Source organism: Microbulbifer aggregans (genome assembly GCF_001750105.1).
Lineage (GTDB): Bacteria > Pseudomonadota > Gammaproteobacteria > Pseudomonadales > Cellvibrionaceae > Microbulbifer > Microbulbifer aggregans.
In genome coordinates, this window is sequence record NZ_CP014143.1 from 957,974 (window position 1) to 971,787 (window position 13,814).

Annotated in this window: 15 protein-coding genes; 5 read left to right on the forward strand and 10 right to left on the reverse strand. The window is 60.6% G+C overall.

The window, feature by feature from the left end; genetic code table 11:
- Positions 1 to 104: 104 nt before the first annotated feature.
- Positions 105 to 1,415, reverse strand: coding sequence for a dicarboxylate/amino acid:cation symporter (locus tag AUP74_RS04135; protein WP_069946457.1), 1,311 nt, complete (start codon positions 1,413 to 1,415; stop codon positions 105 to 107).
- Positions 1,416 to 1,573: 158 nt separating this feature from the next.
- On the opposite strand from AUP74_RS04135, the gene AUP74_RS04140 reads away from it, so the two are divergent.
- From AUP74_RS04140 to phoR, 4 genes are all read left to right on the forward strand, one after another.
- Complete coding sequence (locus tag AUP74_RS04140) at positions 1,574 to 2,179, forward strand: chorismate--pyruvate lyase family protein (RefSeq protein WP_069946458.1); 606 nt, start codon at positions 1,574 to 1,576, stop codon at positions 2,177 to 2,179.
- Complete coding sequence (ubiA, locus tag AUP74_RS04145) at positions 2,176 to 3,057, forward strand: 4-hydroxybenzoate octaprenyltransferase (protein ID WP_145924312.1); 882 nt, start codon at positions 2,176 to 2,178, stop codon at positions 3,055 to 3,057. The genes AUP74_RS04140 and ubiA overlap by 4 nt, the downstream gene beginning before the upstream one ends.
- A 91-nt stretch (positions 3,058 to 3,148) precedes the next feature.
- Positions 3,149 to 3,853: a phosphate regulon transcriptional regulator PhoB gene (gene phoB, locus AUP74_RS04150; RefSeq protein WP_069946459.1), complete on the forward strand. Its 705-nt coding sequence runs from the start codon at positions 3,149 to 3,151 to the stop codon at positions 3,851 to 3,853.
- A gap of 115 nt (positions 3,854 to 3,968) precedes the next feature.
- Positions 3,969 to 5,264 carry a phosphate regulon sensor histidine kinase PhoR gene (phoR, locus tag AUP74_RS04155; protein ID WP_069946460.1) on the forward strand — a complete coding sequence of 432 codons (1,296 nt, stop codon included), beginning with the start codon at positions 3,969 to 3,971 and terminating at the stop codon, positions 5,262 to 5,264.
- 8 nt (positions 5,265 to 5,272) lie between these two features.
- Here the strand turns inward: phoR and AUP74_RS04160 are convergent, their stop codons facing one another.
- From AUP74_RS04160 to AUP74_RS04175, 4 genes are read right to left on the reverse strand one after another with little or no spacing between them, the layout of a single operon-like run.
- Entirely contained in the window at positions 5,273 to 5,632 is a 360-nt protein-coding gene (locus tag AUP74_RS04160; RefSeq protein ID WP_069946461.1) for a hypothetical protein, read from the reverse strand.
- Positions 5,633 to 5,647: 15 nt separating this feature from the next.
- Complete coding sequence (locus AUP74_RS04165; protein WP_069946462.1) at positions 5,648 to 6,283, reverse strand: DUF938 domain-containing protein; 636 nt, start codon at positions 6,281 to 6,283, stop codon at positions 5,648 to 5,650.
- Complete coding sequence (gene yaaA, locus AUP74_RS04170; protein WP_069946463.1) at positions 6,280 to 7,056, reverse strand: peroxide stress protein YaaA; 777 nt, start codon at positions 7,054 to 7,056, stop codon at positions 6,280 to 6,282. The genes AUP74_RS04165 and yaaA overlap by 4 nt, the downstream gene beginning before the upstream one ends.
- A gap of 54 nt (positions 7,057 to 7,110) precedes the next feature.
- Positions 7,111 to 7,590, reverse strand: coding sequence for a DUF4265 domain-containing protein (locus AUP74_RS04175; RefSeq protein WP_069946464.1), 480 nt, complete (start codon positions 7,588 to 7,590; stop codon positions 7,111 to 7,113).
- Positions 7,591 to 7,666: 76 nt separating this feature from the next.
- Here AUP74_RS04175 and AUP74_RS04180 point away from each other — a divergent pair, with 76 nt between their 5' ends.
- Positions 7,667 to 8,938: a M48 family metalloprotease gene (locus AUP74_RS04180; protein WP_069946465.1), complete on the forward strand. Its 1,272-nt coding sequence runs from the start codon at positions 7,667 to 7,669 to the stop codon at positions 8,936 to 8,938.
- 90 nt (positions 8,939 to 9,028) lie between these two features.
- On the opposite strand, the gene AUP74_RS04185 is transcribed toward AUP74_RS04180, so the two are convergent.
- The 5 genes from AUP74_RS04185 to pstC form a co-directional block, all read right to left on the reverse strand.
- Complete coding sequence (locus AUP74_RS04185; RefSeq protein WP_069946466.1) at positions 9,029 to 9,337, reverse strand: antibiotic biosynthesis monooxygenase family protein; 309 nt, start codon at positions 9,335 to 9,337, stop codon at positions 9,029 to 9,031.
- A gap of 65 nt (positions 9,338 to 9,402) precedes the next feature.
- The gene (gene phoU / locus AUP74_RS04190) at positions 9,403 to 10,104 is read right to left on the reverse strand and encodes a phosphate signaling complex protein PhoU (protein WP_069946467.1); all 702 of its coding nucleotides are present in this window, start codon (positions 10,102 to 10,104) and stop codon (positions 9,403 to 9,405) included.
- Between the two features lie 40 nt (positions 10,105 to 10,144).
- Positions 10,145 to 10,885 (reverse strand): phosphate ABC transporter ATP-binding protein PstB, encoded by a 741-nt coding sequence (gene pstB / locus AUP74_RS04195; protein WP_249023390.1) that lies wholly within the window; start codon positions 10,883 to 10,885, stop codon positions 10,145 to 10,147.
- A gap of 163 nt (positions 10,886 to 11,048) precedes the next feature.
- Positions 11,049 to 12,335: a phosphate ABC transporter permease PstA gene (gene pstA / locus AUP74_RS04200; protein WP_069946468.1), complete on the reverse strand. Its 1,287-nt coding sequence runs from the start codon at positions 12,333 to 12,335 to the stop codon at positions 11,049 to 11,051.
- Positions 12,328 to 13,707 (reverse strand): phosphate ABC transporter permease subunit PstC, encoded by a 1,380-nt coding sequence (gene pstC, locus AUP74_RS04205; protein WP_069946469.1) that lies wholly within the window; start codon positions 13,705 to 13,707, stop codon positions 12,328 to 12,330. Before pstC ends, pstA begins: the two co-directional genes overlap by 8 nt.
- Positions 13,708 to 13,814: the final 107 nt, after the last annotated feature.

The following is a 13,814-nucleotide window of genomic DNA, read 5'->3' on the forward strand; positions in this document are numbered from 1 at the left end:
TCCATCCAACCACCGCGCAAAAAAAAGAAGGGTCGCTTATGCGGCCCTTCTCCGTATACGGCTCCCGGAGGAGCGCGCCTTTACCCTCAATGGCTGACCGGCAGTCAGCCCGGTGAACTCTCAACGCGGCCACCGTTGGCGACGCTGTCGTAGTTGCGATCGTAGAACACCTCTTCGGAGAAGGCGCCCTCGCTCTTCGCCACCACCGTACTCACCACAGAATCCCCGGTGATATTTACCGCGGTGCGCACCATATCCAGCAGGCGGTCGACGCCCATGACGATAGCGATACCCTCCAGCGGCAGTCCCACCTGCTGCAGCACCATGGCCAGCATGATCAGACCGACACCGGGCACGCCGGCGGTACCGATCGAGGCCAGGGTCGCAGTCAGTACTACGGTCAGATAGCCGGCAAGACCGATCTCGATACCGTACATCTGCGCGATGAATGCCGTGGCCACACCTTGCATGATGGCGGTGCCATCCATGTTGATGGTGGCCCCCAGTGGCACCGTGAACGCGGCCACCTTATTGTCGACACCGAGGCGCTTTTCCACCGTGGACAGGGTCACTGGAATGGTGGCAGCCGAGGAAGCCGTACTGAACGCAAAGACCATGGCCGGGCGCATTTTCTTGAGCAGTTCCAGCGGATTGAGTCCGGACAACAGCTTCAACAACAGCGAGTAGACGCCGAGACCGTGCAGGAACAGGGCACCGAGCACCACCAGGAAGTACTTGCCCAGCTGGAAGATGGCATCCGCGCCGAGCTGGGCGATCTTGTTGGCCAGCAGCGCGAATACGCCATAGGGGGCAAACACCATCAGTACACCCACCATGCGCAGGATCACATCGTTGAGATCATTGAAGAAGGAGGCCATTCGCCGACCCGGCTCACCACAGCGGGAGATGGCGTAGCCCATCAGCAGGGCGAAGACGATGATCTGCAGCATGTTGCCTTTGGCCATCGCATCCACCGGGTTGGTGGGGAAGATATCCACCAGCACCTCGGACAGGGGTGGCGAGGGCTTGGGTTCAAACGCGGCATCGGCCTGCAGCCCCTCCATGCCTGCGCCGGGCTGGAATACGAAGGCAAGCATCAGCGCCAGGGTGATTGCCAGCGCCGTGGTTACCAGGTACAGGGCAAGTGTCTTGCCGGCCAGTACACCGACACGGCCGCCCTCAGACAGGGCACAGGCACCACAGATCAGGGATACCAGCACCAGCGGCACCACCATCAATTTCAGCGACGCGATAAAGATCCGGCCGACGATGTCGAACAGGCCTCCGGTCAGGTAGCTGTTGATAAAACCGGTGACGGCACTGCCCAGTACCTGGGTGGAATCAAGAAAGTTGAACAGTACTCCGACGACAATGCCGAGCAGCATCGCCAGTACGATCTTGGTGGTCAGGCCCATAGGATGTTTTTCTCCGGAAGCGTCCGCGATTCTCTTTTAGTTAACGCATCATCATAGAGGAGCTGCCGCCACCGAGTACAGCCGCCAGTGCCTGACCTCGCGTGCGCCAGCCGTTACAATGGCGTCTTTGACCTTTTGATCCTGCTGCGGGGTTCGCGTTGTACCACTCTCCATTTTTGCCGGCAGCGGACTGGCAGGCCCAGCCGCTGGAATCCCTGCACGAGTCGCCGCCCGCTGATCTGCTGCCCTGGCTGCTGCACCCCGGTTCCCTGACGGCGGCGCTGAAACAGCTGAGCGGCGGCGACTTCGCCGTGCGGGTGCTCGACCAGAGCTGGCGCCAACCCACGCTGGAGGAGCGCCGTACCCTGGGGCTGCGGGATCGCCAGCGGGCACTGATCCGCGAGGTTCTGCTGTTCGGTCGCGGGCGCCCCTGGGTTTACGCCCGCAGCGTACTGCCGATGCGCAGTCTGCAGGGCAAATCCCGCTACCTGCGCAGCCTCGACAGTCGCCCGCTGGGCGAGCTGCTATTCAGTGAAGCCGGTATTCGCCGCGGGCCCATCACCCTCAACCGGCTGGAGCGCAACCACCGCTGCCTGCTGGAAGAGCTGGGCAATGAGAGCAGCAGTGCCTGGGGCCGACGCTCGACTTTCTGGCTGCGGGACAAGCCTTTACTGGTGGCAGAGACCTTTCTGTCTGCCTTTACCGCTGCCCATGACACCCTGCCGCACCCTCAGGAATCAAACACAGGGGAGAAAACCACGTGATCAGCCAAACCCTCGCCCGCCGCTGGCCGACAGCATTGCCCTACTGGCAACTGGCACGCCTCGATCGCCCCATTGGCTCTCTGCTTCTGCTGTGGCCCACCTGGTGGGCACTGTGGTTGGCGGCAGATGGCTGGCCCGGGCTGCACCTGTTTACCGTTTTCACCTTGGGTGTGCTGCTGATGCGCGCGGCCGGCTGCGCCATCAACGACTTCGCCGATCGAAAGATAGACGGGCATGTCAAACGCACCGCCGCGCGACCCCTCGCCACCGGTCAGGCGACACCACGGGGCGCACTGATGCTGTTTGCTGGCCTGTGCGTACTGGCTTTCCTGCTGGTGCTCACCACCAACCGTCTGACCGTATTGCTGTCACTGCCCGCGGTGGCCCTGGCCTTCTGTTATCCATTCGCCAAACGCTATACCCATCTGCCCCAGGTGGTGCTCGGTGCAGCGTTCAGCATGGGGATTCCCATGGCGTTCGCCGCCGCCACGGAAGAGGTACCCCCCCTGGCTTGGCTGCTCTATACCGCCAACCTGCTGTGGACCGTGGCCTACGATACCTTCTACGCCATGGTGGATCGGGACGACGACCTGAAAATCGGTGTGAAATCCACAGCCGTACTGTTCGGGGAGATGGATCGGGCCATGACCGGCGCCCTGCAGGTGATGGTGCTGTTCGCCTTGGTGCTGGCCGGTCAGCGCTTCGAGCTGGGCACTTTTTACTTTCTTGGATTAGCAGTGGCCGCCGGCTTGTTTGCCTACCAGCAATGGCTGATCCGCGAGCGTGAGCGGGATGCTTGCTTCCGGGCTTTCCTGAACAACAACTGGGTCGGTGCCGCGGTTTTTGCCGGCATCGCACTGCACTACCTGACCAGCTAGCCACGCTTTTTTGGATAACCTGTCGCCGGTCATATATTTGTAATGGAAATGCCGTTAAATAGCCGCAACGAAAGTGGGGCATGGCAGACAGATGCAGAGCAAAACCATACTGATCGTCGACGATGAAGCCGCAGTGCGCGATATGCTGCGGGTGGCGCTGGAAATGGCGGAATACCGCTGCCTCGAGGCGGAAAACGCCCAGGAAGCCCACGCCCTGATCATCGACGAAAAGCCGGACCTGATCCTGCTGGACTGGATGCTGCCCGATGTCTCCGGTGTGGAGCTGGCACGGCGCCTCAAGCGTGACGAGCTCACCTCGGCCCTGCCGATCATCATGCTCACCGCCAAAGGCGAGGAAGATCACAAGATCAAGGGCCTGGAGACCGGTGCCGATGATTACATCACCAAGCCTTTCTCTCCCCGCGAGCTGGTCGCCCGCCTGAAGGCGGTACTGCGCCGCGCAGGCCCATCCACGCCGGAAGAGCCCCTGACCGCCGGCCAACTGGTGCTGGATCCGATCAGCCACCGGGTAACCATCAACGGCAAATCCGTGGAAATGGGGCCGACGGAGTTCCGCCTGCTGACCTTCTTTCTCTCCCATCAGGAACGTGCCTACAGCCGCTCCCAGCTGCTCGACCACGTCTGGGGCGGCAACGTCTATGTGGAAGAGCGCACCGTGGACGTGCATATCCGCCGGCTACGCAAGGCACTCGCCATCGACGGACACGATCGCTACGTCCAGACGGTACGCGGAACTGGTTACCGTTTTTCTGTGCAAACCGCAGAAAAAGTGTGACAAACTTGCCCCACAAAATTTCAGTATCCCTTTGATGCGCTGACACAGGCGCGTCTGGCTGTCCTGCACGTCGGGCACGTACGCCGCCCGATCGCACACGGAGACCGCACATCCCATGCTGGAACGCAGTATCGGCGAATTCTCCCGCTTTCTGGTTATCGCTCTTGGCTTCACCATTTTTGGTTTTTCCACCGGAGAATGGTTGCTCGGCCTGACTCTGGCGCTGGCCATCTACCTGTTCTGGATCCTGCTGCAACAGACCCGTTTCGACCGCTGGCTGAGCAATGGCCGCCAGGGGCCTGCACCCACCAGTTTCGGCATCTGGGGCGAGATCAGCGATGACTTCTATCGCATGCAGCGCCGCCACCGCCGGGAAAAGCAGAAACTTCACGCCATGCTCCGCCGTGTACAGGACAGCACCAGTGCACTGCGCGAGGGTATCGTGGCCCTGGAAGACGATGGCAGTCTGGCCTGGTGGAATCCGGCCGCGGGAGAAATGCTCAAGCTGCGGTCGGAGGATGAAGGCCAACCGCTGATCAACTTCCTGCGCGATCCCGCCTTCGTCCGCTATATGCACGACGAGACGATCCAGGGTCCGCTGACACTGCCCGCGCCTGGCAACGACGCCCGTACGCTGCAACTGGAGATCACCCGCTACGGCAAGGACGAGGCCCTGGTCATCGTGCGCGATATCACCAGGCTGCACAATTTGGAGCAGATGCGTCGGGATTTCGTCGCCAATGTTTCCCATGAACTGCGTACGCCCCTGACCGTCATCGCCGGCTATCTGGAAACCCTCGAGGGCAGCGGGCAGGCACCCAAGCCCTGGGAGCGGCCGCTCGCGCAGATGCAGGAGCAGACCCGCCGCATGACTTCACTGGTCAATGACCTGTTGCTGCTGGCTCGGCTGGAGACCTCGGAACGCGATACCGGCCGGGAGAAAATCCACGCATGTGAGCTGGCGGAACGGGTTGCCCACGAAGCCCGCAGCCTCAGCGGAGGTCGGCACAATATCGTGGTGGATTGCGCCCAGGATGCGGTCCTGACGGGCGATTCCGGCGAGCTACACAGCGCGTTTGCCAACCTGGCACTCAACGCCGTGAAGTACAGCCCGGATGGCGGAGATATCGAACTGCGCTGGTGGGTGGACGAGCGGGGCGGGCACTTCTCTGTACGGGACCAGGGTATCGGCATCGATCCGATCCATATTCCCCGACTGACCGAACGCTTCTACCGGGTAGACGCCGGTCGCTCGCGGGAGAGTGGCGGTACCGGCCTCGGACTCGCGATCGTCAAGCACGTACTACTGCGCCATAGCGGCGAACTGAACGTGCAGAGTGTTCCCGGGCGGGGCAGTACCTTCTCACTGCACTTCCCCCCCAAAAAACTGGTCTCAATGGCTGACACCTGAGTGAGGCGCTACTCCAGTTCCTTCACCGGCTGTTCTTCGCCGTTCTTGGTGTAAGTGGGCTTTTCTCCCTCACTGATGGCATTGCACTGGCGGCGCAGAACCAGGTGGTGAAGGCGCATGTCGCCATCGCGCAACAGCAGATGCTCCCGCCCATCGTCATCCACCGGAAGCACGTCGGCGCTTACCAACGCATCCCGTAGCGTGCGCAGGCGTTTCACATCCCGGTAGCGATTCAGGTCATTGGATAGCCGCACTTTCATGCGCTCGCATTCGTGCAAAGCCGCCGCCGTCTCACGATATTTGGCCAGAAAAAATACCGCAGCGATGGCAAAAACAATGGTCACGCCAATCTCAAACCACTCGGGCATCTGTATTCCCCTCCGTTACTGCTCAATCAGTTTGTTTGTATTTTTTTCTTGGGACCGCCGCCAAACGACCAGGTGATTGTTGGCCGGCATGGCGATGGTCTCGCTGCGTGTCATCCCGACTCTGGCTGCCAGCGTATCGAGCCAGCACAGGTCGCGAATGCCGCTGTCAGGATCGCGCTCGCGCAACCAGCGGTCGAATTCCCGGTTGCTTTCCGCCGCGAAATCTCCCCCCTCACTGAACGGTCCGTACACAATCAGCTGCCCATCCTGGTCAAGTACTTGCGGGAGTGCAGCAAAAAAGGCCTCCACAGCCGGCGCCGACACAATATGCAGCGTATTGGCTGTAAAAATAGTGTCGGCGGAGACCGGCGGCCACCGGCCCTCCACATCCAGCGGAATGGGTGCAAGCAGGTTTTCAGCCGGGCATGCCTCCAACCACGCGCGGATACCCGCCAGTTTCGCCGGCAGATCCGTTGTCTGCCAGGCAAGGTGTGGAAGATGTGGGGCGAAATAGACCGCGTGCTGACCGGTACCGCTGCCGATTTCCAGTAGCCTGCGGCTATCGGCCAGGAGCCGTTTCAACTGCTCGAGGATAGGCTCGCGGTTGCGGCCGCAGGCTGGTGCATCTGGCAGGGATGGGGTGTCGGTCATTGCGGTTCGTCGCGAGTGAAGACCCAATCATTGCCGTCGGACAGAGAGGCATTGAAGGCATAGCCGCCGGCGTCAAAGCCCTTCAACTCTTCCGCCTTTTTCACCCGCTTGTCGATGGCCCAGCGGCTCATCATGCCGCGGGCTTTCTTGGCGAAGAAGCTGATCATCTTGTATTCACCATTCTTCAGATCTTTGAAGTGCGGGGTGATGATGTCGGCTTCGAGCAGTTTGGGTTTGACGGCCTTGAAGTATTCGTTGGACGCCAGGTTGACCAGTTCGCGGCTCTTGAGGCTTTTCAGCTGCTGGTTGAGCGCCGCGGTGAGCGACTCTCCCCAGAATTCGTACAGGTTCTTGCCGCGGGCATTGGCGAACCTGGTGCCCATCTCCAGGCGATACGGCTGCATCAGATCCAGCGGCCGCAGCAGTCCGTAAAGGCCGGAAAGCATGCGCAGGTGTTTCTGCGCATAGGCAAAATCCCGCTTGCCCATGGTCTCGGCCTCGAGGCCTGTATACACATCGCCCTTGAACGCCAGCAATGCCGGGCGGGCATTCTTGTCGGTGAACGGACGCTTCCAGTCCTGAAAGCGGTCGTAGTTCAGCACCCCGAGCTTGTCGGAAATTTTCATCAGGCCGGAGATGTCCTGTGGGCTCAGCGCCCGTAATTCCTTGATCAGCTGGGCTGAGTCATCAAGAAAACCTGGCTGGGTGGTTTCCAGGTCCGGAATCTCGCTCTCGTAGTCGAGGGTCTTGGCCGGGGAGATCACTATCAACATGGGCTAATGACTTTCCTGTGCGAAAAAAAGAGGGATGGAATTGCGATGCCCGGATCACTCCGGCTTGAGGATATCCTGCCACCAGTTCAGCGGCGTCTGGCCATCCTTCGGGTCGTAGACATTGCCGTAGTACCAGACACTGTTGGCGCCATCGCAGGCGCTGTTGAGAATCTGCTCGATCTTGTCGAAACCGCAGCTGACATGGATGCTGTAGACGAGCAGCCGCGGGGTTTCCATGTCCAGCTCGCCGCCGAGCTTCTCCAGCTGCGGTGTCAGCTGGTCGGAGAGGGCTGTGCTGTTGCCACGGCAGAACACGCGGATCGCCAGGTTACCAGAGCGTTTCACCAGCTCGAACTGCTGGTCTTCCTTGTTGACCTTGATGGTATCGCCACTGGCGATGCCCTTGATAAACGCGGGTGAGCGGACCAGCTGGCAGCTGTCATCCTCGTTGACGCGCACCTGCAGCCGCTCCACCACCGGCTCGCCATCCGGATTGGTACCGGCGAACAATTCAATTACCTGCAGTGCGGTCATAACCTCTCTCCCGGGACTGTGTAAAATGGATCGCTATGGATCACTATTGAACTGAGCATTATACAGGGAGGCCACCATGATTCCGCGCCTGATCACTTGCTGTGCCCTCACAGCGTCTCTTCTCTCCGGCTGTGCCGTCAACCCGGTCACCGGGGAGCAGCAGCTCTCTCTGATCTCTCAGGGCCAGGAAGTGGCACTGGGCGAGCAGCAGTACCCCATCAACCAGCAACAGCAGGGCGGCGAATATGTCGTGGATCCATCCCTGCAGGACTACGTCAGCCGTGTCGGCCAGAAGCTGGCAAAAGTCTCCGACCAGCCACAGCTGCCCTATGAATTCGTGGTACTAAACAATTCCACGCCCAATGCCTGGGCGCTACCCGGCGGCAAGATCGCCGTGAACCGGGGCCTGCTCACTATTCTCGAGGACGAGGCCGAACTGGCCGCGGTACTGGGCCATGAGATCGTCCACGCCGCCGCGCGCCATTCCGCCAGTGCCATGTCCCAACAGCAGGTGCTCGGTGCCGGCCTCGCCGTACTGGGAGCCACCACACAGAACACAGCCTACGGTGACCTGGTAGCCCTCGGTGGGCAGCTGGGCGGGTCCGCCTACATCGCCCGTTACGGCCGCAGCAATGAACTGGAAGCGGACAAGTACGGCATGAAATACATGGCCGCCGCCGGTTACGACCCCCAGGGGGCCGTGCGGCTGCAGCAGAAATTCGTCAAGCTGAAGGAGGGGCGCCAGTCCAGTGCACTTGAGGCACTCTTCGCCAGCCATCCGCCATCCCAGGCTCGAGTGAATGCCAATATCGAGTACGCCAAACAACTGCCAACAGGCAACGCCAATCGCGCCGCCTATCAGCGCGCCATTGCGCAGCTCAACCGCGATGCGGACGCCTACGGCAATTACGACCAGGCCCTGAAGGCAGCCTCCAACAAGCAATACGACCAGGCCCTGAGTCTGGTGCGCCGCGCCCAGCAGCAGCAACCCCGCGAAGCCGCCTTCTACCAGTTCGAGGGCGATCTGCTGACACACCAAGAACAGTACCAGGCCGCCTACAAGGCCTACGACAGCGCTGTGCAGAAAAACCCGGGGCTCTTCTCCCACTGGCTGAAGCGCGGACTCGTCGCCGCCAAGTTGAATAACTACACCGATGCCGAGCGCGACCTGACCCGTTCACTGCGCTACCTGGAAACACCGCACGCCCACTACTACCTGGGTCAGGTGTACGAAAAGAAAGGGGAAGTGAAAAACGCCTACAGCCACTACCAGACGGCGTCCAAGGCCGGCGGCGAAATCGGGTCGGCGGCCCAGGCGCGGATGCAGGCGCTGGGCAGTCAGGGTTAGAAACTATAAGAGTAAAATTGCGAGGCTTTTACCAAAAAGCGTGAGCAGGAATCAGGCCGCCCCGAGCGGCCTTTTTTGTACGCCTCCAGCTCAGTCGGGCTTCACCACCCACTCCGGTTCCTCAAACTCGCCGATCGGGGTGACCCCGACAAAAGGAGCGGCACTGCGAATGATCTCATCGATTTTCTGCGAGTGCTGCGCCTCCATCGCATCCCGATCTGCCTTGCTGTCCCAGCTTGCGATCGCCAGCAACGTATTGGGTTCTCCGATCTTGCGGCGTAATTCGGTACCACGAGCTCCGGGATGTTGCTGAATCAGCTCCGAAGCCCGCACCCAGGCATGTGCGTATTCCTCGACCGTGTGACCTTCCTTGATCCTGACCTCGAACAGGTATTTCACCGCTAGCCCTCCTTAACGGAAAAAGGCCGCAATTGCGGCCTTTTTCAGTCTAGTCCCTGGAGTCCTCAGACTTTCTTTAGATTGCTCTCGTGCCCGTGACGAATATCCGCTCCCTCGACCAGGTAGACCACCTGCTCGCAGATATTCTTGGCATGATCACCAATGCGCTCCAGTGAGCGCAGGGTCCACAGCACGTTGATCACGCGGGAGATACTGCGCGGGTCTTCCATCATATACGTGACCATTTCGCGTACGGCGCTGCGGTAGTCCATGTCCACCTGCTCGTCCTCCGCCAGGGTACTCATGGCCGCCTTCACGTCGAAACGGGTGTAGGCGTCGAGAGCGTCGTTAAGCATCTTGCGCACGGCATTGGCGATGTGGCGAATTTCCGTGTAACCCTTGGGGGCGGTGCCCTCGTCGGTCAGTGCGATCGCCATCTTCGCCACCTTGCTGGCCTCGTCGCCGACGCGCTCCAGATCGCGGGCAATACGAATGATGGACATCACCATGCGCAGGTCGGAAGCTGCGGGCTGGCGCTTGGCGATGATCAGCGTGGCGTGCTCATCGATGGCCATTTCCCGCTTGTCGATTTCCTCTTCGATGCGCAAGACTTTTTCCGCCAGCTCACTGTCGGCATTGGCGAGAGACTCCACCGCGTCGGCAACCTGACGGGTCACCATGCCGCCCATTTCCAGCATCTCGGTCTTGATGCTTTCGAGATCCTCATTGAATTGGCGGGAGATGTGTTGATCGAAATGCATTTCCATAGTTCGTTCGCTTTTGTTAGCGCAATAGTAGTTCAACCGATCAGCCGAAACGGCCGGTAATGTAGGCCTCGGTCAGCTCATGCTGCGGATTGGTGAAGACGGTTTCCGTATCGTTGACCTCCACCAGGTGACCCAGGTGGAAATAGGCCGTGCGCTGGCTGACACGCGCCGCCTGCTGCATGGAATGGGTGACGATAGCGATGGTGTAGTTCTTGCGCAGCTCGTCGATCAGCTCCTCGATGCGGGCGGTGGCGATCGGGTCCAGGGCAGAGCAGGGCTCATCCATAAGGATCACTTCCGGGCTCACGGCGATGGCGCGGGCGATACAGAGGCGCTGTTGCTGGCCGCCGGACAGGCCGGTGCCGGGCTTGTCGAGACGGTCCTTAACCTCGTTCCACAGACCCGCGCGGCGCAGGCTGTTCTCCACGATTTCATCCAGTTCCGCGCGGCGACTGGCGATGCCGTGGATCTTGGGGCCATAGGCGACGTTTTCGTAGATGGACTTGGGGAAGGGGTTCGGTTTCTGGAACACCATGCCCACCCGTGCGCGCAGCGGCACCACATCCACTTTCGGGCCGTAGATCGGCTCATCGTCCAGGGTCAGGTCACCTTCGACACGGCAACCCTCAATCGTATCGTTCATACGATTCAGGCAGCGCAGGAAAGTGGATTTACCGCAGCCGGACGGGCCAATCATGGCAACCACTTCGTTGCGGCCGATATCCAGGCTGACATTGTGAATCGCCTGGGTTTCGCTGTAGAAGACGTTCACGTTACGCATCTTCAGCTTGGCGTTGTCGCAGAAGGGGGCGCCCACGGTTTCGCGGACTTTAATCTGGCTATCCACAGTTTCGCTTTCCAGGGTTTGGGGGTTGGCCGGCTCAGTCAAGCCGGTGCCGTCCAGAGTCATGGTGTTCATCGAATCGATCCCAGTCTATCAGCCGCTACCAGCGGCGCTCGAGTTTTTTGCGCAGCAGCACTGCACTGGCATTCATCACGATCAGGAAGCTCAACAGCACCATGATCGCGGCGGAGGTGCGCTCGACGAAGGCGCGCTCGGGGCTATCTGCCCACAGGAAGATCTGTACCGGCAATACCGTAGCCGGGTCGGTGATACCGCTCGGCACATCGACAATAAAGGCCACCATGCCGATCATCAGCAGCGGTGCCGTCTCACCCAAAGCCTGGGCCATACCAATGATGGCGCCGGTGAGCATGCCCGGCATGGCCAGCGGCAGCACGTGGTGCAGCACCACCTGCATACGCGAGGCGCCCATACCCATCGCCGCTTCGCGGATGGAAGGCGGTACCGACTTCAGCGCCGCACGGCTTGAGATGATGATGGTGGGCAGAGTCATCAGGGTCAGTACCAGACCACCCACCAGCGGTGCCGAACGGGGCAGCTCAAAGAAGTTGATGAAAATGGCCAGGCCCAGCAGGCCGAAGACAATCGACGGTACCGCGGCGAGGTTGTTGATGTTCACCTCGATCAGGTCAGTCCAGCGATTTTTGGGCGCGTACTCCTCCAGGTAAATGGCCGCAGCCACACCGATAGGAAAGGACAGTGCCAGGGTTACCAGCAGGGTCAGAAGCGAGCCCACCAGCGCCGCGCGGATACCCGCCTGCTCTGGCTCGCGGGAATCACCATTGGTGAAAAAAGTAGTATTGAAGCGCTTTTTCAACTCGCCGCTGTCTTTCAGTGACTGCACCCAGGCCGCCATCTGGTCGGAGGTGCGGCCACGGAAACCCTCGGCGGAGTCATCGAGACTTTTGACGAAAGTATCCACATCGTCATCCGCAGCAAACCAAATGGTCTCGGTCTTGCCGAGCAGCTCCGGGTTAGCGTGCAAACGGTCACGCAGGGTAAACGGCGCCCCGGTAGAAACCAGAGAGTAGAGCTCGCGCTTCTCGCTGCGACCACTGACATCCGGGAAACGCTCCCGCAGCGCTTCGCGTACCACGCCGGTAAAGTTGGCCCAGGTCAGGCTCTCCTCGTCCACCTCATCGATACCCAGTACCGCAGGATCGTAGGTCACTTCCAGCTTCACCGCGGTCTGCACGAAGGCGCCATTGCCCTTGCTGATAATGTCGGTGAAGAGCACCAGTACCGCGAGCACGCCAAAGGCAATACTGGCGATACCGAGGCCGCGAAACAGTTTTTCCTTACGGTGGCGGCTGGCGAGGCGCTGCTCGATCCGCTCGCGCACCTGAATTTGTGTCAGATCAGTCATACTGTTCCCGATATTTTTTCACAACGTGCAGGGCAATAAAGTTCAGAACCAGTGTGGACAGGAACAGCATCAGGCCCAAGGCGAAGGCCGCCAGGGTCTTCGGGCTGTCAAACTCCTGGTCACCGACGAGCAGGGTCACGATCTGTACCGTTACCGTGGTGACAGATTCCAGCGGATTTGCCGTCAGGTTCGCAGCCAGGCCCGCAGCCATCACCACAATCATGGTTTCGCCGATCGCGCGAGACACTGCCAGCAGTACACCACCGACAATGCCCGGCAATGCCGCGGGGATGACCACCTTGCGGATCGTCTCTGACTGTGTGGAGCCAAGACCCAGCGCGCCATCGCGCAGGGACTGGGGCACCGCATTGATCACATCGTCGGACAGGGACGATACGAAAGGAATAATCATCACACCCATCACCAGGCCGGCGGCCAGTGCGCTCTCGCTGGAAGCCTGCAGACCAACTGCGGCGGCTGCTTCGCGAACGAACGGCGCCACTGTCAGTGCAGCGAAGAAGCCGTATACGACGGTCGGCACACCGGCGAGTACTTCGAGCACGGGCTTGGCCACGGCGCGCACGCGCTTGCCGGCGTACTCGGCCAGGTAGATGGCCGACATCAGTCCCACTGGCACCGCCACGAACATGGCGATGGCGGAAACCATCAGGGTGCCGGTAAAGAGGGGCACGGCACCGAAGGCTCCACTGGAGCCCACCTGATCCGCGCGTAGAGCCATCTGTGGGCTCCACTGCAGGCCGAACAGGAATTCCGTCACCGGTACCGACTGGAAGAAACGCAGCGACTCGAACAGCACCGACAGCAGAATGCCGACGGTGGTGAGGATCGCGGCCGAAGCACAGCCGAGCAGGATGATGCGGAATACCTTCTCCACCTTCTCCCGGGCGCGCAGCTGTGGTGAGAAGCGCAACATGGCAAAAGCACCGAGGCCCACGGACAGGATCAATACCAGAGCCGTTTGCAATATCTGGGCACCGCTGCGCAGGTGCGTAAGCCGCTCCGCCGCCGCTGCGACCTGGGGTGTTGCTTCACCGAACAGGTTGCCGGCAGCCTGGTTCTGTATTTGTGCGTAGAGCAGGTCGCGGCCGGCAATGGTCTCCGGCATGTCGGCGACACCATTCATGATCAGCGCACGGATAATCGGCTCGTCGAACACGAGCCAAACCGCCAGCAATAACAGTGCCGGGAGACCGCACCACAGTGCCGTGTGGGTACCGTAGTAACTTGGCAGGGCTGCCAGCTTGCGCATGCCGCCGCGGCCCCGGGCTGCGGCCGCTGCGCGACTGAAACCGGTGCCATAGGCAATCAGTACCAGCAGCAGCAACAGGGCAAAAAGGGTAGGTGTCTGCATCGAAATTCCGTGCGTTCGGTTTTTATCCAGGCCGCGGATTATTGCGGCTTTTCAGGCTTTTTTCATCGCCGCAAAAGGCGGCACTTCAATTACGAGAAAAGCCAAGC